The following is a 25,248-nucleotide window of genomic DNA, read 5'->3' on the forward strand; positions in this document are numbered from 1 at the left end:
GGATTACATGCCCAAAAATTTTGTAATGCTTGTTGTATTAGACGGATTTGGACTTACAGACGACAAAGAAGGAAATGCGATATACGCAGCAAAAACACCTAATATTGATTTCTATTTTAAAAATTATCCAAACACTAAATTAATACCAAGTGGACTTGCTGTAGGACTTCCAGAAGGCCAAATGGGAAATTCCGAAGTGGGTCATTTAAATATAGGTGCTGGAAGAGTTGTTTATCAAGAATTGACAAGAATAAGTAAAGAAATTAAAGAAGGAAATTTCTTTAAGAAACAAGAATTCCTTGATGCGATAGATAATGTAAAGAAAAATGGCTCTAAACTCCATCTATTTGGACTTCTTTCTGATGGAGGTGTACATAGCCATATAACACATCTTTTTGCACTTATGAAATTGGCAAAAGAGCAAGGATTAAAAGAAGTATATGTTCATGCTTTTCTTGACGGTAGGGATGTTCCACCGGCATGTGCAAAAGAATATATTAAGGCATTTGAAGATAAATCAAATGAGCTTGGCATTGGAAAGATTGCGACAATTGCGGGAAGATACTATGCGATGGACCGTGATAAGAGATGGGAAAGGACAAAAAAAGCTTATGATGCAATAGCACTTGGAAAAGGTGTATTTGCAAATTCACCTGAAGAGGCGATTGACATAGCTTACAGCAAGGATGAAACAGATGAGTTTGTAGAGCCGACAGTAATTCTTGAAAATGGAAAACCGACAGCAACTGTTGATAAAAATGATTCTATCATATTCTTTAATTTTAGGCCAGATAGAGCAAGACAAATAACAAAAGCGTTTATCGATGAAGTATTCAATAATTTTGACAGAGAAAAGGGTTATATACCTGTATATTTTGTGTCAATGACACAATATGATGTTACATTTGAAAATATTCATGTAGCATATAAACCAGAGAGTCTTAAAAATACACTTGGTGAATATTTAAGTGATAGAGGCATAAAGCAGCTTAGAATAGCAGAAACAGAAAAATATGCCCACGTAACATTCTTCTTTAATGGCGGTGTAGAAGAACCAAATAAAGGAGAAGAAAGGATTTTAATACCGTCTCCAAAGGTTGGAACATATGATTTAAAACCAGAGATGAGTGCATATGAAGTAACAGACACTGTTATACCAAAGATTGAGTCTGGTCAGTATGGGTTTATATTGCTTAATTTTGCAAATCCAGATATGGTAGGACATACAGGTGTATTTAATGCGGCAGTAAAGGCCATCGAAACAATTGATGAATGCTTAGGAAGGATTGTAAAAGCTTGTCAGGATGTTGGTGGAACAATACTCATAACAGCTGATCACGGCAATTCTGAACAAATGATAGATCCTGTAACAAAAACTCCCCAAACAGCGCATACAACAAATCCTGTGCCTTTTATAGTGATTGGTGAGGGCGATATCACATTGAGAAACGATGGAATACTCGCTGATATTGCACCAACTGTGCTGGATATAATGGGACTTCCAAAGCCACAGGAAATGACGGGTAAATCCCTTATAATAGGAAAATAATTAATGAAAGGAGAAAATAACATGTCTACAATAGTTGATGTTAATGCAAGAGAAATACTTGATTCAAGAGGAAATCCAACAGTGGAGGTTGAAGTTGAATTAGATAGTGGAGCTGTAGGACGTGCAGCTGTTCCATCAGGTGCTTCAACAGGCCAATTTGAAGCAGTTGAATTAAGAGACGGTGATAAAGAGAGATACCTTGGCAAAGGTGTATTAAAAGCAGTTGAAAATGTAAATGAAAAAATAGCACCGGAAATTATTGGAATGGATGCAATTGACCAGGTATCTATTGATAAAACAATGATAGACTTAGATGGAACGCCAAATAAATCAAAATTAGGGGCAAATGCTATTCTCGGTGTATCATTGGCTGTCGCAAGAGCTGCTGCTGAAGAACTCGGATTACCACTATTTCAATATCTTGGCGGTGTAAATGCTAAGGTACTCCCAGTTCCTATGATGAACATATTAAATGGTGGTAAACATGCAGATAATAATGTTGATATACAAGAATTTATGATTATGCCTGTTGGCGCACAAAGCTTCCATGAAGCATTAAGGACATGTGCAGAAGTTTTCCATAATTTAAGAGCTGTTTTAAAATCAAAGGGATTAAGCACAACAGTCGGTGATGAAGGTGGCTTTGCACCAAACCTAACATCAAATGAAGAAGCTATACAAGTAATACTTGAGGCTATACAAAAGGCAGGTTATGTTCCAGGTGAAGATGTTTCTATAGCTATGGATCCTGCCTCATCAGAATTATATAAAGAAGATGGCAAATATCATTTTGAAGGTGAAGGCGTTGTAAGGACATCTGAGGAAATGGTTGACTTCTGGGAACAACTTGTAAACAAATATCCAATAGTTTCCATTGAGGATGGTTTAGCTGAAGAAGATTGGAACGGATGGAAATTACTAACAGAAAGACTCAGCAAAAAAGTACAGCTTGTTGGCGATGACTTATTCGTAACAAACACTGAAAGATTATCAAAAGGAATTAAAATGGGTGTTGCAAACTCAATACTCATAAAATTGAACCAAATAGGAACACTTACAGAAACACTTGATGCAATAGAAATGGCAAAGAGAGCAGGATATACAGCTGTTGTATCACATCGTTCAGGTGAAACAGAAGACTGCACTATAGCAGATCTTGTTGTTGCAGTTAATGCTGGTCAAATAAAGACAGGTGCGCCATCGAGAACAGATAGAGTTGTAAAATACAACCAATTAATGAGGATTGAGGAAATTCTCGGTGGAATAGCTCAATATCCTGGAATGGCAGCATTTTATAACGTAAAATAAAGGAATCATGTAGAAGCCCAATAAATTGTATTGGGTTTCTTTTTTGTAAACTCGTAAAGTTTTTTACTTGATGTTAATAAAATTTTATAATATAATATATTATAGAGGAATATGTGTTGCAAATATGATTTTCGGAGGTTAAACATATGCTGAAAATAATAGTACTTATAATTCATGTTATTGTAAGTTTGTTTATGATGGCTGTTATATTGCTGCAGCAGGGCAAAAGTGCAGGTCTTTCAGGGTCAATAGCAGGTGGTGCTGAAACATTTTTTGGGAAAAATAAAGCACGAACGATGGAAGGTACTCTTGAAAGATTAACAACCATTAGTGCAATAGTTTTTATAATAACGTCATTAATATTGACATTATTAATGGGAAAATAATACAAAAATTTTCTTAAGAATTAAAATAAAACCCTTAATAGGGTTTTATTTTTTAAGAAAAGGTGATGATAAGTGATTATTAGAGAAATATCTGAGGATATTGAGTATAAGATACTTTCACCGTTTGCAGCAAAAAGCAGGGAATCAAAGGGAAGAACTATTGATGAAGAAAAATGTGATATAAGAACTGATTTTCAGAGAGATCGTGATAGAATTATTCATTGTAAGGCCTTTAGAAGATTAAGTCATAAAACACAAGTTTTTATTTCACCTGAGGGAGATCATTATAGAACAAGATTAACACATACTCTTGAGGTTGCACAAATATCAAAGACTATTGCAAGAGCATTGAGATTAAATGAAGATTTAACTGAAGCAATAGCATTAGGACATGATTTAGGACATACTCCATTTGGGCATTCCGGTGAACAGGTCCTAAATAAACTTTTGACAGGGGGATTTAGACACAATGTTCAGAGTTTAAGGGTTGTAGATATCTTAGAGAATAATGGCAAAGGGCTAAATTTAACATGGGAAGTCAGAGATGGCATATTAAACCATTCTACATCTGGGAAGCCCGGTACACTTGAAGGAAAAATTGTTCAATTGTCTGATAAAATAGCATATGTTAACCATGATATAGATGATGCAATAAGGGGCAAAATACTGACAAATGATGATTTGCCACAGGACTTAATAAAAATACTTGGGGATTCTCACAGAAAAAGAATCAATACTATGGTAAGAGATATCATAAATAATAGCCTTGACAAAGATGATATAATGATGAGCAGTGACATCTATAAGGCGACATATAGTCTTAGGGATTTTATGTTTAAAAGGGTTTATATAGGCTCAAAAGCAAAGAGCGAAGAGGCAAAAGCAAAAAAAGTCGTTGAACAGCTCTTCAATTATTTTTATGACAATATAAATGAGATGCCAAATGAATTTGTCGAACTATCGAATAAATATAGCAAAGAGAGAGCTGTTGCAGATTATATTGCCGGTATGACAGATAAATATGCAATAATTAAATATAAAGAGATTTTTTTACCATCTCCATGGGATGGATCAAATATTTTTTAAAATTATTAAACAAATAGCAGGAATTTAAATTTTTATGTCGAATATTATATTCTCATGACATATTTAAAAAATAAAAAACTAAAAAAGGACTTTAGAGATTTTTGTCGAAATATATAAAAGGTGGTGCATATGTCCTATTCAAAAGACGTAATAAATAAAGTTATAGAAGAGAATGATATTTTAGAAATTGTGTCGGAGTATATATCATTAAAAAGATCTGGTAAGGATTATAAAGGACTTTGCCCATTCCATCATGAAAAAACGCCATCATTTAACGTAAGCCAGGAAAAACAGCTATACCATTGTTTTGGATGCCATGCAAGCGGAAATGTCATTACCTTTGTAATGAATATTGAGAATTTAAGTTTTAAAGAAGCCGTAGAATTTCTGGCAGACAAAGCAGGTATATTGATTGAAGAGGAAAACTTATCCGGTGAGGAATATAAAAGGAAGAAGATAAGAGATGAAATATATAGCATTAACAGGTTAGCAGCATTATATTATCATAGAAGTCTTTATTCGAAAATAGGACAGGCAGCATTAAGGTATTTGTATGACAGAGGTATTGACGATAAAACAATAAAAAAGTTTGGGCTTGGTTATTCACCGGTCAACGGAGACGATTTGGTCAAATATTTTGTTGGACAAAAATATAATATTGATACGGTTTATAATGCTGGTTTAATTTTAAAAAACGATAGTGGGAAATATTTTGATAGATTTAGAAATAGAGTGATGTTTCCTATTATCGATGAAAAAAATAATGTTATTGGTTTCGGCGGGAGAGTTATGGACAATGGGAAGCCGAAATACCTTAATACTTCTGAAACTCCCGTTTTTAAAAAAGGAAAGACTCTGTACGGGATAAATTATGCAAAGAAAACAAAAGATGATAAATTTATCATTGTAGAAGGATATATGGATACTATAGCATTGCACCAAAGTGGTATTGATAGTGCTGTTGCATCACTTGGTACAGCATTGACAATTGAGCAGGGTAAATTAATTAAAAAATATAAAAATAATGTTGTTATATCATATGATGCTGATGAAGCTGGTGTTGAAGCGACATTGAGAGGCCTTAATATACTTGACGAATTAAACTTAAATGTAAGTATTTTAACTGTTCCAAATGGAAAAGACCCAGATGAATTTGTCAGAAAAGAGGGATTTGATGCTTTTACAAGACTTCTTGAGAATACTGAAACATTAATAGAATATAAAATTAAAAAATATAAGCAGAATTTAGATTTAAATAATCCAACTGAAAGAATAAAATATATTAAGAAAGTGTGCCAAGATCTTTCGTCGATTAAAGATAAGGTAAAAAGGGATGTATATGTATCAATTGTAGCGAAAGACGCTCAAATACCTGAAAGTACTATTAGAACAGAAATAGACCGATTTGTCAAGGGTTTTAAACAAAATAATGAAAAAATTAGGTATACAGTTGGCAATAATAGGCATAATATTAAATACGGAAGTGTAAAAAAAATACCTTCGCTAAAGTATTTAATTGCATTATTACTAATTGATAATAAACTATATAATAGGATAAAATCAAAAATAGATTTTAATGATATTGATGATGAATTATTAAGACCAGTTATTACATTTATAGTAGAAAGGCTTGAAGATGGCAAAGAGACAAATGTGAATGATGTTAGTTTTATGTTAGATAATGCAAAACTTAAGAATGAATTTAATGATATATTTGATATACTATACAATGGAAAAGAAATTAATGAGAAAATAGTAGATGATTGTATTAAAGAAATAGTTAAAGATAATTTAAATAGAAAAATATCACGGATTAAAAAAGAAATAGATGAATCATATATTTCAGGAGATATTGAACAGGAAAGAAAATTGTTGACACAATTACAGAATTTTGAAAAGGAGATGCTAATGTTAAAAAATGGCTGAGAATAAGGTTACCCAAAGGGAGGGGACACCCATGAATGAGGAAAAGGCGAAGAATACCATTAAGGAGCTTATTAATAAAGGCAAAAAAAATGGAATGCTGACATATAACGAAATAATGAATACATTGGAAGACATTGATCTTGATTCGGATCAAATTGAAAAAGTTTATGATACTTTTGAAAAATTGGGAATAGAGGTAATAGGTGAAGAACCTCAACAGGAAGAGATTATACCAGAAGACATCGATCTTGATATATCAATCCCTGAAGGTATTAGCATAGATGATCCGGTAAGGATGTATCTTAAGGAAATAGGAAAAATTCCTCTTTTATCACCCGATGAAGAGATAGAACTTGCGAAAAGAATAGAGAAGGGCGATGAAGAAGCAAAAAAGAGACTTTCCGAAGCGAATTTAAGGCTTGTTGTTAGTATAGCAAAAAGATACGTTGGGAGAGGAATGCTTTTTCTCGATTTAATACAGGAAGGAAATTTAGGCCTCTTAAAAGCTGTTGAAAAGTTTAATTATAGAAAGGGATTCAAGTTTAGCACATATGCCACATGGTGGATAAGGCAGGCTATTACAAGGGCTATAGCAGACCAGGCAAGGACAATAAGAATTCCCGTTCATATGGTAGAAACTATAAATAAACTTATAAGGGTCTCAAGACAGCTTTTGCAGGAACTCGGTCGTGATCCATCTCCTGAAGAGATAGCTAAGGAAATGGATATGTCGGTTGATAAAGTCAGGGAGATAATGAAGATTGCTCAAGAACCTGTATCATTAGAGACACCAATTGGCGAAGAAGAAGATAGTCATCTTGGCGATTTTATACCTGATGAGGAAGCACCGGCACCTGCAGAAGCGGCTGCTTTCACGATGCTAAAAGAACAACTGATTGATGTACTTGATACATTAACACCGAGGGAAGAAAAAGTCTTAAGATTGAGATTCGGCCTTGATGATGGAAGGGCAAGAACCCTTGAAGAAGTTGGCAAAGAGTTCAATGTTACAAGGGAGAGAATAAGACAGATTGAAGCAAAAGCCCTAAGGAAATTAAGACATCCAAGTCGCAGTAAAAAATTAAAAGATTTTCTTGATTAAATTCCATAAAGGGAGTTTAGTCAAGAATTCTTGACAATACTTAAAAAAGTAGTATAATAAATACTGTATTCCTCAGTAGCTCAATGGTGGAGCAACCGGCTGTTAACCGGTAGGCTGTAGGTTCGAGCCCTACCTGAGGAGCCATATTTGGGCCTTTAGCTCAGTTGGTAGAGCGGTCGGCTCATAACCGATTGGTCCGGGGTTCGAGTCCCTGAAGGCCCACCATATAAAATGAAAGGACAGGCATTTGATGAACAAATGCTTTTTATTTTATAGAAATGAGGTTATCAAGCAGACTGAAGGCTATTGTGGATATGGTACCGCCGGGTATGAAAGTTGCGGACATTGGAACAGACCATGGATACATTCCGGTTTATCTTTCATTAAATGGCATTTCAGATTATATAGTAGCTACAGATATAAAATCTGGCTCTCTTAATAAAGCTATAAATGAAATTAAAAAAAACAAACTTTCGACAAAAATTATTACAAGGCTTGGTAGTGGACTCAAAGTATTAAATCTAAATGAAGTTGATATAGCAATAATAGCCGGTATGGGTGGAATATTGATAGCGGATATACTAGAAAAAGATAAAAATATTGCATCAACTATCAAGAGATTCATTTTGCAACCAATGAAAGCATCAGACTATTTACGATATTACCTAAATAAAAATGGCTATAGGATTATAGATGAAGACCTTATATTAGAAAATGAAAAATATTATGAAATAATTGTTGCTGAACATGGACATGAAATAATCAATGACAATATTTTTTATGAGATTGGGAAAAAACTTATTGAAAAGCGTCACCCTTTGGTTAAAGATTATATAAAATATAAAATAGGAAAAATGAGAAGAATAATTGATGAAGTCTCAAAAAGCCATAATAATATTTCTTTAATAGAAAATATTTTATATAAAATTAAAAAATACGAGGTGTTGCTAAATGAGTCTGAAATGCCAGACAATTGCCGGAATGATTGATAAACTTGCCCCACACAAATATGCAGAAGACTGGGATAATGTCGGACTTTTGATCGGAAATCCACAAAAAGATGTATCGACAGTTATGGTTGCCCTTGATGCGACATATGAAGTTATTAAAGAAGCTATTTCCAAAAAAGTCGATATGATTGTTACACATCATCCTATCATATTTAAACCGGTTAAAAACATAAGAGATGACAATCCGACAGGTAAAATTATAAGTTTACTTATGAAAAATGATATTCCTGTTTATTCGGCTCATACAAACTTTGATATTGCTAAAGGCGGAATGAATGATATTCTTTGCAACGTTTTAGGAATATACAATGAAGAGGTCTTACAGGTTACTTATAAAGAAGAATATAAAAAAATTGTTGTTTATGTACCGTCAGGTTATGAGGATATTGTAAAGACTGCAATGTGTAATGCAGGTGCGGGTTTTATCGGTAATTATAGTAACTGCACTTTTCAAACTTCTGGCATGGGAAGTTTTAAACCATTAGAAGGTACAAATCCATTTATAGGCGAGATTGGAAAGATTGAGAATACGCAAGAAATAAGAATAGAGACAATAACACCAGGAAAGCTTGTAAATAGAGTGATAAATGCAATGTTAAAAGTACATCCCTATGAAGAAGTAGCATATGATATATACCCTGTTGAAAATGGGTATGACGAATATGGTCTTGGAAGAATAGGATATATAAAGGGTACTACTTTAAAGGAACTTGCTGAGCAAGTAAAAGCAAAATTTAAATTACCTGCTTTAAGAATAGTGGGTGACCTCGCTAAGACAGTGAATAAAGTTGCTATTTGTGGTGGCAGTGGAGGAAGTCTTATATCTATATCATCATTTAAAGGAGCTGATGTACTAATTACCGGTGATATAGGCTACCATGATGCGATTGATGCTACACACCTCGGATTATCTATTATTGATGCTGGGCATTTTGGGACTGAAAAGATTTCTGTGAATTTTATAGCAGAGTATATTATTGATGAAGCTCAAAAAATGAATATTGATTTAAATGTTATTATAAGTGAAACACAAAAAGATCCGTTTAAATATTTATAAGAATAAAATTCCATTTGACAATACAAAATAATAATGGTATAATATTTGTCTTGAATAAAATAATATGCGAGTAAGCCAGATGGTCGCGTACATTACATGTACGAGGAAAGTCCGAGCTCCATAGGGCAAGGTGCCGGGTAACACCCGGTGGAGGCGACTCCAAGGAAAGTGCAACAGAGATATACCGCCTGGCACTCAGTATGCTAATCAATATTATACGCATAATATGAAAATATTGCGTAACATGCTGAGTACCGGGTAAGGGTGGAAAGGCGAGGTAAGAGCTCACCAGCATCCAGGTGACTGGAATGCTCTGTAAACCCCACCTGGAGCAAGGTAGAATAGGAGGGAATTTTAAGTGGCCCGCTTAACCCTTGGGTAAAACCGCTTGAGGTATCAGGCAACTGATATCGTAGATAGATGACCATTTAATACAGAACTCGGCTTATAGACTTGCTCGTATTCAATAATGATAAAAACTCAAAAAAACTCAATGTCATATGGCATTGAGTTTTTTGTAATATTTTAAATTAAGAGGAGGGAAATAAAGTGAAAGAAATAGAATACATCGATACAAAACTAAATAATTTTAAAATAAGATATGCTCAAGAAAATGATGTCTCAATTATATTAGAATTTATTAAAGAATTGGCCTCATATGAAAAGCTAAACGATCAAGTTGTAGCGACCGAAGACATTTTAAAAAGATCCTTATTTGATAGAAAAGTTGCTGAAGTTTTGATTGGGGAATATGATTGCAAACCTGTTTGTTATGCAATTTTCTTTTATAATTTTTCCACTTTTACTGGAAAACCGGGTATATATCTTGAAGATATATATGTTAAACCTGAATATAGAAATAAAGGTATAGGCAAAATAATACTTACATATATAGCAAAGTTAGCAACTGATAGAGATTGTAGTAGATTTGAATGGGCTTGCCTTGATTGGAATGAGCCATCAATTAATTTTTATAAAAGCCTTGGAGCTGTGCCAATGGATGAATGGACAGTATACAGGTTAGAAGGTGATTCTATAAAAAAACTTGCCGAAAAATTTTAAATCAAAAATAGATAAATTTATTATAATAAGTACATAAGCTATATAATTTAAAGAAAGGTTGTTAATCAAAAGATGGTAGAAAACAATAAAAATACAAAAATCGTTGTAGGAATGTCTGGTGGTGTTGACTCCTCTGTATCTGCATTATTGTTAAAAGAACAAGGATATGATGTAATAGGAATTTTTATGAAGAATTGGGATGAAAAAGACGATTCTGGCTATTGCACGGCAGCAGAAGATTATGAGGATGTTGTTAGAGTTTGTGATCAGATTGGCATTCCATATTATTCTATAAATTTCACTGAAGAATATTGGAACAGGGTATTTAAATATTTTCTTAATGAATACAAAAATGGCAGAACCCCAAATCCCGATGTGATGTGCAACAAGGAAATAAAATTTAAAGCATTTCTTGATTTTTCTCTGAAAATTGGTGCGGATTTTATAGCAACAGGTCATTATGCACGGGTAGAATACAGCGATGGAGAATATAAGATGCTAAAAGGTGTTGATAAAAATAAAGACCAAACATATTTTTTATGTGAATTAGGCCAAGAACAGTTATCAAAAACAATTTTTCCAGTTGGGAATCTTAATAAATCAGAAGTTAGAGAGATTGCAAGAAAAGCAGGTCTTAAAACGGCTAATAAAAAAGACAGCACAGGGATATGCTTTATCGGTGAAAGGAAATTTAAAGAGTTTTTAAGTCGATTTTTGCCTGCACAGCCTGGTGAAATAAGAAGCCTTTCAGGTAAAGTTCTTGGTAAACATGACGGTCTTATGTATTACACTTTAGGGCAGAGAAAAGGTCTTGGTATAGGTGGTATAGGTACAGGCGAGCCGTGGTTTGTCGTTGATAAGGATATAAAAAATAATATACTTTATATAGCTCAAGGTGATAAAAATCCCGCATTATATTCATATGCATTATTTGCAGTAAACCTTAATTGGATAAGCAAGGAGAAAATAAGTGATTCATTTAAATGCAAGGCAAAATTTAGGTACAGGCAACCAGATCAAGATGTCACGGTATACATGAAGGATAAAGGCTGTTTTGTAATATTTGATAAACCACAAAGGGCTGTTACACCCGGACAGTTCGTGGTATTTTATGATGGAGAATATTGTCTTGGTGGTGGAGTGATAGATAGTATAGTTAAAGAAAAAAATTTGATTAAGAATTATATTTAATTGAATTGGCACTGCATTTTTGGTAATATAATAATGGTAATTAAAATAAAAGGAGATGCAGATATGAGCATTCACATAGGAGCAAAAGATGGAGATATTGCAAATACGGTTTTATTACCAGGTGATCCATTAAGAGCTAAGTATATAGCCGAAAATTTTTTAGAGGATTCTAAATGTTACAATGAAGTACGTGGCATGTATGGATTTACGGGAACATATAAAGGCAAAAGGATATCTGTACAAGGGACAGGAATGGGTGTACCTTCATTATCTATATATGTAAATGAACTTATAGAAAGTTATCATGTAAAAAATCTAATTAGGATTGGTACTTGCGGTTCAATGCAGCCAGATATAAACGTAAGAGATGTAATACTTGCTATGAGTTCATCAACTGATTCTGCTATTAATAAAATTAGATTTAATGGTATGGATTATGCACCGACTGCTAGTTTTAAACTTTTGAAAAAAGCATATGATATTGCTACGAAAAAAGGTATTGATGTAAAAGTCGGTAATATACTTACGTCAGATACTTTTTACCATGACGATCCTGATAGCTGGAAATTGTGGGCAAAATTCGGCGTTTTGGCTGTTGAAATGGAAACAACAGGCCTTTATACACTTGCTGCAAAATATCATGTTGATGCACTAACTATATTGACTGTCAGCGACAGCCTTGTAACAGGACATGCTACAACTGCTGAAGAAAGGCAAAAAACATTTACTGATATGATTGAGATTGCACTGGAAACTGTAGAATAATTTTTGTAGAGGGTGATAAAATGCAACCATTGAAATTCAAACCTATATTCATGGAGAGAATATGGGGTGGTGATACTTTAAAGACAAAATACGGTTTTGACATTCCAGAAGGTAAAAAGATTGGTGAACTATGGTGCATATCGGATAATCGAACAGCTGTAAGTGAAGTTGACGGTGGCAATTACGATGGGAAGAAATTAGATGTATTAGCAAGACAGCATAGTAACGAGATATATGGTGATAATAAAAAATATGAAAGATTCCCTCTATTGATAAAGCTTATTGATGCACATGATAAATTATCTGTTCAAGTTCATCCTGATGATGATTATGCATATAAATATGAAAATGGTGACCTTGGTAAAACCGAAATGTGGTATATAGTCGATGCGAAACCAGGTGCAAAACTTGTATGTGGATTAAAAGAAGGCACAACTAAAGAACAATTTAAAAAATTACTTGATGAAGGAAAATTAGAGGACTGCTTAAACGAAATAGATGTGAATCCCGGTGATGTTATCTATATTCAGTCAGGAATGGTACATGCAATAGGTGATGGCATACTTATATGTGAAATCCAACAGAATTCTGACCTGACATATAGAGTTTATGACTATAACAGAGTCGATGCAAATGGTAAAAAGAGGACATTACACGTAGATAAAGCTTTAGATGTTATAGACTTTAATTTAAAAAGCGATAAGGTTATTCCGAAGTATAATAAAATACAAGGCGGTACATATGCAGAAGCAGTAAAATCTAAGTACTTTAATACAGATGTTATTAATGTGGAAACATCTGTAAGTATAGATACGAATGGGACATTTAATACATTGACAGTGCTTAATGGTAATTGTAAATTAATGTGCGAAAATGATGAAATATATCTTAAAAGCGGTGAGTCAATATTAATTCCCGCATCAATAAATAAATATAATCTTACTGGAAAATGCAAAGTTATAAAGTCCTATGTGTAGATGTGATGTAACATGCGATATTGACATAATGGGAAAAATGTAATATACTAAAATAACAAAAGAGTGGGGTTATAGCTCAGCTGGTTAGAGTGCTACGTTGACATCGTAGAGGTCACAGGTTCGAGCCCTGTTAACCCCACCATATTTTATACATATTAAAAAATGGGGTTATAGCCCAGCTGGTTAGAGCGCTACGCTCACATCGTAGAGGTCACAGGTTCGAACCCTGTTAACCCCACCAATAAAATCGAGACTTTCCGGTTTTTAATAGATGCCGGAGTATTTATTTTGGTGCCTAAAATTTTTTCTATTTTTTGTACAGCTTCTCTTTTTATTTCCCACATGTGAATTGTTAAATAGCAAGATATCTAAATCCAAAAAATTCAGTTTACTTAATCCAATTTTTAGTCTCCCCGTAAAACTCAAGAATTAAATATAATTTTTGAGAAGAATTAATTTTACCGGTGATGCAATATATTATGCTACTATTGAAATTAAATTTTATAGTATCTTTTTGCATCAAGGTCTTTCATTTAATAAAAAAGACATTTGCTTTATCATATTTTAGTATTTTAATAAAGACTATATTATTTGCATTGAAGTTAAACATATGTATCACCTTAGTTATTTAAAAATCTTAATTTAGAATTAATTAGCTTCTTGAGGTATAAATACCTCAGTTCGGTTGCAGGTTTCTTGTTGCATTCCAAAAGTGGCAAATTATTGGGCAGAGTTTGGCCTCATTGGTTAAATACAGAGTTATTTACTCTGTAATATTTATGTCATTTTGAGCTATAGATATTAGTTCCCCATTTATTGCTTTTTGATTTTCTTTGGAAGTCAGTATCATTGACGTTTCTGCAAGTGAATTTATTTTTCTTAAGTATCCAATTATGTTTTTTATATTAAATCAACTGCATCCTCTGTAAAGATTGGCTCAGCGCATTCAGCATACATTCGAATAGATATTTGTAAAAATCCGTAACAGTAAGTGTAGAACAACCTTGTACACATTTGGATTTAAGGAATTTACAAAGCAATTTAAATGCTTACACACCTTCAATATATCTCATTTAGCTCATTTATTGAAGATATCTTCTCCCAGTTGAGATTATACATCTATTGATCTTTGATTTTTCTAGACATTCTCTTTACAGTCCCCTTTGACTCAGGAGAATGAGCCTCGGCAAATTTTTGCTGATAAATCCATCCTAGCATAATGTTTTTAGCCCATCTATAAGGAATTGAAATTGTTGATGCTGCTATATACGTCGATGCAGTACGAGCGTTTTTAGTCCAACAATAAAGAATTGAAATGTATTGAAAAAGATCTTGAAGAATATGAAGAATCCAAATTTTAAGCTTACTAAAAAGAAATATTTAAAAAGGTATTGACATATAAAATTTATAATAGTATAATTATCAATGTAATTCAGAAAATAAAAGTTAATTATTCAACTTTAAGTTGGCATCGAAGCCTATAAATGTTTTTAAAATATTTATAGGCTTTTATTTATTGACGAAATTAAATAAATTACTTATTCCTAAATAAGCAAGGGCGCTTATCTGTAAAAAGATAGGCGCCTTGATTATTTAGGAGAGGTGAGGAAAGCATATCGAAGATTTATTCCAAGAAGAAGTAGCTAAAATATTACATATTAGCATAGATGAGCATATCGAAGATTTATTCCAAGAATTTATAAATAACAAATTATAAAAAATGTGAAAGGGGTTTTGAAAAATGACAAGGAAAGTAGCATTTTGTTTTGAAGAATGACAAGGAAAGTATATTTTAAGGAGAAGAAAAGATAAATCCAATTTGAAGGAAGTGAGTAAGATGCAGGTTTATTGGAGAAATAAATTATATCTCATAGTTATATTTATATTAATTTTTGCAGTTATTTTGGCGGGTTGTAGTGAGCAGGGAAAAAATGATGCTATTGTTATCTATGCAGGCATGGGTTTAAAGGAGCCTTTGCAAAAAGTAGCGCAAGAATTTTCTAATAAGTATAAATGTGAAGTAAATTTTACGTTTTCCGATTATAAAACTTTAACAAAAAAAATTGAGGATGGAAGCAAAGCAGATATCTTTATTGCTCCTCCTAATTATATGGAAGATTTAAAAGGAAAAGTGGTGTCGGATCATTATCAGAAATTAACAGTCAAAATTCCGGTGATGGTGGTAGCAAAGAAAAATCCAAAATCAATTACTTCGCTTGAGGATTTGAAAAAGCCTGATGTGAAATTGGCACTTCCAGATCAGGCTCAATCTCACTTAGTTGGTGGTTGTGTGGGAGACGAGATACTAAAGAAAGCAAAATTATCTGAAAAGGTTCATCTGGTTAAACCTGCTCCTACAACAATAGAAGGGCTTGTGAAAGCAGTAACAGATGGTAGTGCGGATGCTACAATTATTTGGAACGACCAAGTAGAAAAGTATGATAAAGGAGATATAACTATTGTTAAATTACCGCAATTTGGGCAAGCGATAATGTGTGCTCTTTTAAAAGAAGCGCCAAATCGTAAAGATAGTGAAAAATTTCTTGATTTTATTTATTCTCGGAAGGGAGGGAATTTATTTTAAAAATTTAAATACAGGGAGGAGGTGAATAAAAATGTATTTTTGTTTTATGGGAATACCGGTAGAAAATGTTAATGTTATTCCTTCTGATGTTCCGGCTGAGGTTACAAATTGGGCATGTTTGGTCCTTGAAATGATGTTATTAGTACTATTGGCAGCCTTATTACAGAAATTAAAAAAAGCATATAAATTCAAATACCTGCAGCAAGTAATTAAGCAAGTAATTAGCAATAACCTTTTTGTATCGCATTTACGGAAAGAGATAAATTAATAAATTTCTATTCTTTCCTAAAGGGAAATAAAATTTGTTGATTTAAAGATTAATGATTTTTTATGTATTTATTTACAATTTAAAAACATGAAAATTATTTAAGGGGGTGAGGAAAGCATATATATAAAAGATTTATTCCAAGAATTGATAAATAACAAATTATAAAAAATATGAAAGGGGTTTTGAAGAATGACAAGAAAAGTGGCATTTTATGGAAAAGGCGGGATTGGTAAATCAACCACACAACAGAATACTGCAGCAGCAGCAGCACATTTTTTCGGAAAGAAAGTCTTTATTCATGGATGTGATCCGAAAGCCGATTGTACTCGCTTAATTCTTGGCGGTAAACCTCAGGAAACAATAATGGATACTCTCAGGGAAGAGGGTGAAGATGCAGTAACATTGGATAAGGTTGTTAAAAAAGGTTTTAAAGACATTAAATGTGTCGAATCTGGTGGACCTGAACCTGGTGTAGGTTGTGCGGGTCGAGGAGTTATAACTGCTATTAATTTAATGGAAGAATTGGGTGCTTATTCAACTGACCTTGACTTTATACATTTTGATGTTTTAGGTGACGTTGTCTGCGGAGGGTTTGCGATGCCCATACGTGAAGGAAAGGCTCAGGAAGTTTATATTGTTGCATCAGGTGAAATGATGGCAATATATGCGGCAAATAATATATGCCGAGGTCTTATTAAGTATGCTGAACAAAGCGGTGTAAGATTGGGAGGTATCATATGCAATAGCCGTAATGTTGACGGTGAGAGGGAGCTTATTGAAGAGTTTTGCTCGGCCCTGGGAACGCAGATGATTCATTTTGTTCCAAGAGACAACATTGTTCAGAAAGCAGAGTTTAACAAAAAAACAGTAGTAGAATTTGACCCCGAATGTAATCAGGCAAAGGAATATAGAGAACTTGCACGAAAAATTATTGAAAATGATATGTTTGTAATACCCAAACCTTTATCTATGGATGATTTGGAAAAACTGGTTATCAAGTATGGCCTCTTAGATTAAACGAAAGACCAACTATAAAAAGTCAATAGAAAAAAATAAAAAAATTTTGCCAAGAGGGTGAATAAAAATGCATGACAAATAAACCTGGTAATACCAAGTTAAAAGTAAATATATGTAATTAGTATGATTTACTAACAATCATTTTTAGGAAGTTTTACTTCATAAGCACAGTTGTTTTTTAAAATAGCACAAATAGTATAGCAAAGCTTGCGTGCTACAGCTCCAATAGCTGTAAGGTGATGTTTGCCTTCTGAACGTTTCTTTTGGTAAAAAGCCTTAAAAACAGGGTCACAATTAGAAGCAACTAATGCAGCACTAAAAAGAGCTTTCCTAAGATAAGGAGAACCTCGCTTACTCATTTTGTTATTTGTACTGTTATATTCTCCTGATTGTGATATAGAAGCATCAATACCGGCATAAGCTACAAGCTTTGATGGATTTTTAAACCTTGAAATATCTCCTATTTCTCCTAAAATTGTTGCAGCTGTTACATTGCCAATGCCAGGTATTGTAGTAATAGGAGAATTGATTTTATCAAGTAAAACTGATATCTGCTCTTCAACATCTGTGACCTGTTTTTCGATAAAATTAATTTGCTCAATTAATAATCTTAATTGCAGAGAAAAACTATCCAAACAAAACTTAATACCAAAAGATTTTTTAGCAGCAGAAGAAATTTCATTGATTTTATCCATAGCAAATTTTTTCATAGTAATTTCAGACAAAACCTGCTGCAATTGTTCAGAAGAAATATTTTCAAAATCATCCGGCGTATTAAAGTGGAGTAAGATTTCCTTAGACGTTTGTCCAAAGATATTAGAAAAGATAGATTGATATTCGGGGAAAACTTGATCTAAAACACAAACGGTCTTACGCTTAAGGTCACCTATAGAATTGATGAGGTAATTTCTAAAACGAGAAAGATTGCGAAGAGAGATAGTATCTTCGTTGGCTAAAGAAGTTTCTAAGAAATCACCGTAGCGAATAAGATCTGCAATTAGTATAGAATCGATGATGTCGGTTTTGCGCTTTCTGATTTCAGTTCCTTTACGCCAACCATCAGTTTGAATAGGATTAATAACATGAATAACAAAACCTTTTTCAACAAGAAAAGAATAAATAGATAACCAATAGTGGCCCGTAGCTTCCATACCAATTTCAACATTATTAACAGAGATGTTAAAGGAAGCAAGCTTATCAAGTAAGCTATCACCACCAACGTAAGAGTTTGGGAAAGAGAAAGCTTTAAAGAGGATTTTACATTTTTCATCAATTAAAGAAGCTACATGATTGTTTTTCCCGATATCAATACCTAAATAAAACATTTTTAATCACCCATAATCAATGTATTTTAGATAGTTCCTCTAAACTGATAAACGTTACTGCCTTGTTCTACATTCGAAGTACTAATCGAGTTAGTCAACATCCAACTTATTCGTAATCAGTTTATCAGACAGAGGTGTCAGTCTTTCAAGTACGAGCTTTCAATCTCAAGGAGTGAACGACAATACTCTATCTAATAACTTAATTATACAATTTTAAGTATAATTTATCAGCTAAAAAAGGATTATAGGTTGCCTTTATTAACCTAAATATATTATACAAGGAGTGATATACATGAAAATGGTTCGTGCAATAGTTAGGCCTGAGAAGGCGGAAGATGTTGTAGATGGGCTGGCAGAAGCAGGATATTTTTCACTGACAAAGATGAGTGTTTTTGGAAGAGGAAAACAAAAGGGTATTAAGTTAGGAACTATACATTACGATGAACTTCCCAAAACAATGATCATGATGGTTGTGGAAGACGAGAATGTGGATGAGGTCATAAAGATCATAAACGACAAGGCCTATACAGGTAATTATGGTGACGGAAAAATTTTTGTAAATCCGGTAGATGAAGCTTACACAGTAAGAACAGGTTCAAAAGAACTGTAGATTTTTAAGTTAGGAGGTATCGAAATGAAAGAGGTGATTGCAATCATCAGATCCAATAAAATTACAGCAACTAAAGAAGCTTTAGACAATATAGGATTTCCGGGAATGACAGCAGCTGCAGTGTTGGGGCGAGGTAAACAAAAGGGTATAGCCGGGGAAGTTAGTTTTAGTATTAATCCTGAACTGTTGGAAAAAGGGAAAAACGCTGGTATGAAATATGTACCCAAAAGGATGATATCCCTCGTTGTAAATGACGATGATGTGGAGGAAGTTGTAAAAACTATAATAAAGGTTAATCAGACAGGTCAGACAGGAGATGGCAAAATTTTTGTATGTCCTATAGAGAATGTTGTAAGGGTGAGAACAAGGGAAAGTGGCAAGAAGGCTATTATGTAAACATAAAATAAACAAGCAGCTTATGTTTCATAAGCTGCTTGCCTACCAGACGGTTACAGAAAGGAATGAGAATAATGGGAAAAACTTACTGCAAGAACAAGGTATTTGGACACCCATGTTTTGGAGATGAAGCGCATTTTAAATATGGTAGAATACACCTCCCTGTTGCGCCCCGTTGTAATATAAAGTGTAATTACTGTGTAAGGCGTCATGACTGTGCCAATGAAAATCGTCCGGGTGTTACCACTAAGATTATATCTCCTATGGAAGCCTTAGTCAAGGTTAAAGAAGCTATTGAACAAGAACCTCGCATAAAGGTTGCAGCAGTTGCTGGACCAGGCGACCCTCTTTCAAATGAAGCTACCTTTGAAACACTAGATCTTGTTAATAAAGAGTTTCCCAATCTTAGAAAATGCTTGTCAACAAATGGTTTGCTTTTATCAGATAGATTGGAAGATATAATATCCTGCGGTGTTTCTACTTTAACAATTACTATTAATGCTGTTGATCCTTCTATAGGAAAAGAAATATATTCATATGTTATTTATAAAGATGAGTTATATAAAGGTGAAGAAGCTGCAGAAATATTGATAAATAATCAATTGCTTGGCCTTAAAGAAGCATCAGAAGCTGGAATAGCAGTAAAAGTCAATACTGTTTTGATACCTTCTATAAACAAGAATCATGTGATTGAGATAGCCAAAGAAGTTCAAAAGCGTGGAGCATATATTATGAATGTCATGCCTTTGATACCCATGGGGAAGTTTTCTGACCTATCAGCACCTACAGTGGAGGAACTAGAAGAAGCTCAGAAGAACTGTGAGAAATTTGTAAAGCAGTTTCACAATTGCCGGCAGTGCCGTGCTGATGCCGTAGGTGTACCAGGGGAAGAACAAAAAAGAGTATGTTTATTATAATTTTAAAGGAGGAGATATATTATGCCGTTTGTGAGACTTGAATGTGATGAATGTATACCTGAAAGGGAAAAACACGTTTATATACATGATCCGGAAAATCCTGTTGTTCCAGCATGTAATATAAATACAATACCAGGTGATATGACAGAACGAGGATGTGCTTTTGCCGGTGCCAGAGGAGTTATAGGGGGACCTATTGCCGATATTATTGCTGTAGTTCATTCTCCTATAGGTTGTGCCTATTATACGTGGGGTACTAGGCGCCATCTCTCGGATTATTATGCATGGGTTGCTCCCAACAAGCTGAGCAATACTGCTTTTAATAGAAGGTACTGCGTATGTACCAATATGGAGGAGAAGGATGTTGTCTTTGGCGGGATGAAAAAACTTAAAGAGGCTTGTTTAGAAGCTGCTAAACTTTTTCCTGAAGCCAAGGGGATAATAATATTTACGACATGTACTACAGGTCTTATAGGTGACGACGTAAAATCTGTTGCTCGCCAGGTAGAAAAGGAAACAGGATTACCTACTTTTACTGGTGAATCACCTGGTTGTTCTGGTGTAAGCCAATCAAAAGGACATCATGATTTTAATATGCAGTTTTATCGCCAGGTTAAGGCTTTGAGGGAACGCCGTCCGGAACTCAAAATGAAAGAAGAGGAGAAAACACCTTATGATATCTGCTTAATTGGTGACTATAACATGGACTGGGATTTGAAGGTTATAAAACCGCTGTTTGAGAAAATAGGCATTCGCATTGTGGCAACTTTTACAGGGAATGAGCGCATAGAAAATCTTATAAAGATGATGGATGTAAAATTAAATGTAGTACACTGCCAGCGTTCGGCAGAATACATTGCACATATGATAAAAGACGGTTTTGAAATTCCCTTCTTGAGGTGTTCCCTTTTTGGAATTGAGCAGACATCTCAGGCATTGAGAGAAACGGCAGCGTTTTTTGGACTAGAAGATAAGGCAGAAAAGGTTATTAAAGAGGAAACGGAAAAGATAAAAGATGCTATCGATTTTTATCGTTCTAAGCTTACCGGCAAGAGAGTGGCTGTATATGTAGGAGGTCCAAGGGTATGGCACTGGATAAAATTGTTGATGGAGTTGGGTATGGAGGTCGTGGCAGGTGCCTGTACCTTTGCTCATGAGGATGACTATGAAAAGATCAATGCAAGGCATCCAGGAGGAATGTTGGTCATAGATGCACCTAATGAATATGAACTGGAAGAAATGTTAGAAAAGTATAAACCGGACCTTTTCATGACAGGTCTTAAAGAAAAGTATATTGCAAGGAAAATGGGAATACCTTCGGTCAATTCTCACTCTTATGAAAAGGGACCTTATGCAGGGTTCACTGGAATGGTAAATTTTGCAAGAGATATATATCAGGGGATTTACGCTCCTGTATGGAAATTTATAGAGAAATAAATAGAAAAGGAGAGTGCGGCAATGGAAATTAAAAAAATACCAATTGAAGGTATAACATATGACCAGATAAAAATAGAGAAAATACCGGCAACTCCTGGATACAAGGAAAGGGATCCAGAGCTGGTACCATCAGAGAACAGGACTGTTGTTATAAACCCAAACAGAACATGTATGCCTCTGGGTGCTATGATTGCAACCTTGGGGATTCACAAAGCAATTCCCTTAGTGCAGGGTGCTCAAGGTTGTACGACTTACGTACGTTATACTTTTTGCAGGGTATACAAAGAACCTGCCGTTATTGCAACATCTTCTTTCCATGAAGATGCGGCAGTTTTTGGGGGAAGAAAAAACCTTATTGAGGCTATCAGAAACCTTGTTCTCAGGTACAACCCTGAAATGATTGGTGTTATAACTACGTGTTCCAGTGAAATAATGGGGGATGATATTGAAAATTTTATTAAGGCAGCACAAAAAAGGCTGGTTAGTGAAGTTGGAGAAGAAAAAGCATATGGAATAAAAATCGTGCCGATTCATACCCCCAGTTTTGCAGGTTCTCATGTTAAAGGATATGACAATGCTTCCCAGGCATATTTACAGTATGTAGCTACGGAGAAAACCGGGATTAATAATAAAGTAAATATAATTCCAGGGATAATAACACCGGGTGATATACGAGAAATCAAGCATCTTCTTAAAGAAATGGGCGTGGAAGGCATAATACTATTTGACATTTCCGATACTCTTGATGCACCTTTACGTCCGCCTCAATCAATTCCTTATTACCCTAGAGGAGGTACAAAATTAGAGGAAATAGAAGATATGGCTAACTCTTTGGCTACCTTTGCACTGTGCAGAGATTCAGGAGGAAGCGGAGCAGAGTATTTAAAGAGCAAGTTTGACATACCATCATTTTTAGGGCCCATACCTATTGGTGTCCACAATACGGATCTTTTTTTAAACAGGTTAAGTGAACTTACGGGAAAAGCCGTACCTGAAAGTATTCTCGATGAAAGGGGATGGCTGTTAGATTCGATGGCAGACACGTTCCATCACACAATGATGAAAAAGGTAGCAATCTTTGGCGATCCCGATGTAACGGTAGGAGTTACGAGGTTTGTATGTGAATTGGGTATGGAACCGGTGGCTGTGTCGAGTGGTACCAAGAGTCCGACTTTTACACAGGAAATTGAGGAAATTGCAAAAGAATATGAATGTTCTCCTAAGATAATGAACGGAAGCGATCTTTTTGAGTTTGAGGAATATATACGAACAAAGGATATTGATATTATCCTTGGAAATTCAAGAGGAGTGGACATATCAAAAGAGATGCAAGTTCCTTTGGTTCGTTTTGGTTTTCCCGTGTATGATAGGTTTGGCTATCAAAAGAGACCTATTGTTGGCTACAGAGGAGGAGAACTTTTGTTGGAGAATATCGTTAATTCTATCATCAACTATGAATATCCTGATGATAGAACTCAACAGCTGTAGAAAAGTTTAACTGAAGGGTGGTTGTGGAATACATTGATTCCACAATCCTTTCTATAATAATTTTTTATTAATATTTTATTGATCGATTGGAGGTGAAATTGAGTATGTCTGATTATCTTGTCGATGAAAGGAGAAAACATGTTTGTATAAAGGGATGGTCTCCTTTGTCTTTGCCAGAATGTGAAAAGCCGACTATTCCAGGTATAATGAGTGAGAGAAGTTGCGCTTATTATGGAGCACGGTGGGTGCTTGGGCAAATTAAGGATGCAATTCATCTTGTCCATGGGCCTGTAGGTTGTGCTTATTATGGGCAAGTGATAAGAGGTAAAACCTATCGTATTTTTTCTTCTGACCTTCAGGAAAAAGATATTATCTTTGGAGGAGAAAAAAAGCTTATAGAGGCTATATTAAATGCAGTAAGACTTTTCCCAGAAGCGAAGGCTGTATTTGTATACACGACCTGTTCTGTGAGCCTGATCGGCGATGATGTTAACAGTGTATGTAAGAATGCTGAGTTAGTTGTTAAACGCCCTGTGATATGGGTTAATTGTCCCGGTTTTTGCGGGGTCAGCCAATCGGAAGGGCATAGAATTGCCTATGACATATTAATGGAACGTTTCGTAGGGACCAAGGTACTGGAAAGCCCGACTTCCTATGATATTAATATTATTGGAGAATACGATGTAAAAGGGGATCTACAGATAATTAAAACGTTACTTGAAAAAATTGGAGTAAGAGTTTTATGTACTTTTACAGGTGATGCCTCAATTGATAAAATGTCTTATTCTCATTATGCGAAGTTAAATGTTCTTCATTGCCGCAAAACCGGGTTTTATTTTGCTGAAAGAATGGAAAAAAAATATGGAATTCCATCAATGAAAGTTTCCTTCTTTGGAATGAAACAAACTTCAGAAGCTCTGCGTAAGATTGCTGTTTTTTTTGGCTTAGAGGAAAGGGCGGAGGCTGTAATAGAAGAAGAAATTGAAAAGGTTCGGAGAAGGATAGGTAAATTATACAAAAGAATAGAAGAAAAGTCGGTTGCTATGTATTTTGGCGGTTCAAGAATGGGTACTATGGTAAAAGCTTTTGAAGATTTAGGCATGGAAGTAATTATTACGGGTTCACAGTTTGGACGGCGGGAAGATTACGAAGAAGCTGCTAAAAATGTCAGTGATGGTACTTTGATTATTGATGATGCAAATGATATGGAAATCGAAGAGATGTTGACAATTTATAAACCAGATTTGTTTGTTGGTGGTACAAAGGAAAAATACTTGTCACATAAATTAGGAGTCCCCTTTTTGGTATTTCCGCAGAATACGAGTCCCTATGCTGGTTTTAAAGGATTTTGCAATTTTGCCGAGGATGTTTATAAAGCAATCTACAACCCTGTATGGAAATTCGTTTTTGGGAAAAGAAAGGAGAATAAGATCATAAAAATTGCTGTTGCTTCAAAGGATGGAATTATGATTAATGAGCATTTTGGGAAAGCAAGCCAGTTCTTAATTTATAAGCTTTTAGGCGATAGAGTAAGTTTAATGGAACTGAGAAAAACTAACAGCGGTATTTCAGGAGAATGTTGTGACGGAGAAGCTAAAGATCATTTAGATCAAATAGCAGATCTTTTATTTGACTGCTCTATAGTTTACTGTGGTAAAGCAGGTCATTGTGCAAAAGAAAAATTAGAAGAAAGAGGAATTAAGGTTGTTATGGCGGAGGGATCTATTGAAAAGGTGTTACATGACTTGGCAACAGAAGCAAAATGATATCAGCGGTGAGAGGAATGA

General features: G+C 34.4%; 22 protein-coding genes, 4 tRNA genes and 1 other RNA gene. 26 read left to right on the plus strand and 1 reads right to left on the minus strand.

Going from position 1 to position 25,248, the window contains the following annotated elements; all coding sequences use genetic code 11:
* Positions 1-7: 7 nt before the first annotated feature.
* The 20 genes from gpmI to nifH all read left to right on the plus strand — a co-directional run bounded on the left by gpmI (position 8) and on the right by nifH (position 17,288).
* A complete protein-coding gene (gpmI, locus tag CPG45_RS12940; protein WP_096232311.1) occupies positions 8-1,549 on the plus strand; it encodes a 2,3-bisphosphoglycerate-independent phosphoglycerate mutase in 1,542 nt (513 codons plus the stop codon).
* A gap of 21 nt (positions 1,550-1,570) precedes the next feature.
* Positions 1,571-2,857, plus strand: a complete 1,287-nt coding sequence (gene eno / locus CPG45_RS12945; RefSeq protein WP_096232312.1) for a phosphopyruvate hydratase — start codon at positions 1,571-1,573, stop codon at positions 2,855-2,857.
* 146 nt (positions 2,858-3,003) lie between these two features.
* A complete protein-coding gene (gene secG / locus CPG45_RS12950) occupies positions 3,004-3,243 on the plus strand; it encodes a preprotein translocase subunit SecG (RefSeq protein WP_096232313.1) in 240 nt (79 codons plus the stop codon).
* 72 nt (positions 3,244-3,315) lie between these two features.
* Positions 3,316-4,329: a deoxyguanosinetriphosphate triphosphohydrolase gene (locus tag CPG45_RS12955; RefSeq protein ID WP_096232314.1), complete on the plus strand. Its 1,014-nt coding sequence runs from the start codon at positions 3,316-3,318 to the stop codon at positions 4,327-4,329.
* A gap of 129 nt (positions 4,330-4,458) precedes the next feature.
* Positions 4,459-6,255 carry a DNA primase gene (gene dnaG / locus CPG45_RS12960; protein WP_096232315.1) on the plus strand — a complete coding sequence of 599 codons (1,797 nt, stop codon included), beginning with the start codon at positions 4,459-4,461 and terminating at the stop codon, positions 6,253-6,255.
* 31 nt (positions 6,256-6,286) lie between these two features.
* Positions 6,287-7,357 carry an RNA polymerase sigma factor RpoD gene (rpoD, locus tag CPG45_RS12965; protein WP_096232316.1) on the plus strand — a complete coding sequence of 357 codons (1,071 nt, stop codon included), beginning with the start codon at positions 6,287-6,289 and terminating at the stop codon, positions 7,355-7,357.
* A gap of 69 nt (positions 7,358-7,426) precedes the next feature.
* Positions 7,427-7,501, plus strand: a tRNA-Asn gene (locus CPG45_RS12970).
* Between the two features lie 5 nt (positions 7,502-7,506).
* A tRNA-Ile gene (locus CPG45_RS12975) sits at positions 7,507-7,582 on the plus strand.
* Between the two features lie 53 nt (positions 7,583-7,635).
* Positions 7,636-8,346: a tRNA (adenine(22)-N(1))-methyltransferase gene (locus CPG45_RS12980; protein ID WP_096232317.1), complete on the plus strand. Its 711-nt coding sequence runs from the start codon at positions 7,636-7,638 to the stop codon at positions 8,344-8,346.
* Positions 8,309-9,424: a Nif3-like dinuclear metal center hexameric protein gene (locus CPG45_RS12985; RefSeq protein WP_096232318.1), complete on the plus strand. Its 1,116-nt coding sequence runs from the start codon at positions 8,309-8,311 to the stop codon at positions 9,422-9,424. The genes CPG45_RS12980 and CPG45_RS12985 overlap by 38 nt, the downstream gene beginning before the upstream one ends.
* A 67-nt stretch (positions 9,425-9,491) precedes the next feature.
* An RNA gene (rnpB, locus tag CPG45_RS12990) (RNase P RNA component class A) lies at positions 9,492-9,888 on the plus strand.
* A gap of 85 nt (positions 9,889-9,973) precedes the next feature.
* Complete coding sequence (locus CPG45_RS12995) at positions 9,974-10,486, plus strand: GNAT family N-acetyltransferase (RefSeq protein WP_096232319.1); 513 nt, start codon at positions 9,974-9,976, stop codon at positions 10,484-10,486.
* Between the two features lie 72 nt (positions 10,487-10,558).
* On the plus strand, positions 10,559-11,677 hold the full coding sequence (mnmA, locus tag CPG45_RS13000; RefSeq protein WP_096232320.1) for a tRNA 2-thiouridine(34) synthase MnmA: 1,119 nt from the start codon (positions 10,559-10,561) through the stop codon (positions 11,675-11,677).
* 63 nt (positions 11,678-11,740) lie between these two features.
* On the plus strand, positions 11,741-12,442 hold the full coding sequence (gene deoD, locus CPG45_RS13005; protein ID WP_096233612.1) for a purine-nucleoside phosphorylase: 702 nt from the start codon (positions 11,741-11,743) through the stop codon (positions 12,440-12,442).
* 20 nt (positions 12,443-12,462) lie between these two features.
* Positions 12,463-13,419, plus strand: coding sequence for a type I phosphomannose isomerase catalytic subunit (locus tag CPG45_RS13010; RefSeq protein ID WP_096232321.1), 957 nt, complete (start codon positions 12,463-12,465; stop codon positions 13,417-13,419).
* A 65-nt stretch (positions 13,420-13,484) separates the two neighbouring features.
* Positions 13,485-13,561 (plus strand) — tRNA-Val (locus CPG45_RS13015).
* Positions 13,562-13,583: 22 nt separating this feature from the next.
* A tRNA-Val gene (locus CPG45_RS13020) sits at positions 13,584-13,660 on the plus strand.
* A gap of 1,596 nt (positions 13,661-15,256) precedes the next feature.
* Entirely contained in the window at positions 15,257-16,003 is a 747-nt protein-coding gene (gene modA, locus CPG45_RS13025; protein ID WP_096232322.1) for a molybdate ABC transporter substrate-binding protein, read from the plus strand.
* Between the two features lie 31 nt (positions 16,004-16,034).
* Complete coding sequence (locus tag CPG45_RS13030; protein ID WP_096232323.1) at positions 16,035-16,271, plus strand: hypothetical protein; 237 nt, start codon at positions 16,035-16,037, stop codon at positions 16,269-16,271.
* A gap of 189 nt (positions 16,272-16,460) precedes the next feature.
* The gene (gene nifH / locus CPG45_RS13035; RefSeq protein WP_096232324.1) at positions 16,461-17,288 is read left to right on the plus strand and encodes a nitrogenase iron protein; all 828 of its coding nucleotides are present in this window, start codon (positions 16,461-16,463) and stop codon (positions 17,286-17,288) included.
* A 131-nt stretch (positions 17,289-17,419) separates the two neighbouring features.
* Here the strand turns inward: nifH and CPG45_RS13040 are convergent, their stop codons facing one another.
* Positions 17,420-18,613, minus strand: coding sequence for an IS110 family RNA-guided transposase (locus tag CPG45_RS13040; RefSeq protein ID WP_096230805.1), 1,194 nt, complete (start codon positions 18,611-18,613; stop codon positions 17,420-17,422).
* A gap of 292 nt (positions 18,614-18,905) precedes the next feature.
* Here CPG45_RS13040 and CPG45_RS13045 point away from each other — a divergent pair, with 292 nt between their 5' ends.
* From CPG45_RS13045 to CPG45_RS13070, 6 genes are all read left to right on the plus strand, one after another.
* On the plus strand, positions 18,906-19,223 hold the full coding sequence (locus CPG45_RS13045) for a P-II family nitrogen regulator (RefSeq protein WP_096232325.1): 318 nt from the start codon (positions 18,906-18,908) through the stop codon (positions 19,221-19,223).
* 24 nt (positions 19,224-19,247) lie between these two features.
* On the plus strand, positions 19,248-19,619 hold the full coding sequence (locus tag CPG45_RS13050) for a P-II family nitrogen regulator (RefSeq protein WP_096232326.1): 372 nt from the start codon (positions 19,248-19,250) through the stop codon (positions 19,617-19,619).
* Between the two features lie 74 nt (positions 19,620-19,693).
* A complete protein-coding gene (locus tag CPG45_RS13055) occupies positions 19,694-20,536 on the plus strand; it encodes a radical SAM protein (RefSeq protein ID WP_096232327.1) in 843 nt (280 codons plus the stop codon).
* Positions 20,537-20,557: 21 nt separating this feature from the next.
* Positions 20,558-21,973, plus strand: a complete 1,416-nt coding sequence (locus tag CPG45_RS13060; RefSeq protein ID WP_096232328.1) for a nitrogenase component I subunit alpha — start codon at positions 20,558-20,560, stop codon at positions 21,971-21,973.
* A gap of 21 nt (positions 21,974-21,994) precedes the next feature.
* Entirely contained in the window at positions 21,995-23,461 is a 1,467-nt protein-coding gene (locus CPG45_RS13065) for a nitrogenase component 1 (RefSeq protein WP_096232329.1), read from the plus strand.
* A 104-nt stretch (positions 23,462-23,565) separates the two neighbouring features.
* On the plus strand, positions 23,566-25,227 hold the full coding sequence (locus CPG45_RS13070; RefSeq protein ID WP_231968769.1) for a nitrogenase component 1: 1,662 nt from the start codon (positions 23,566-23,568) through the stop codon (positions 25,225-25,227).
* The last annotated feature ends 21 nt before the right edge of the window (positions 25,228-25,248 follow it).

Source organism: Thermoanaerobacterium sp. RBIITD (assembly GCF_900205865.1).
GTDB lineage: Bacteria > Bacillota > Thermoanaerobacteria > Thermoanaerobacterales > Thermoanaerobacteraceae > Thermoanaerobacterium.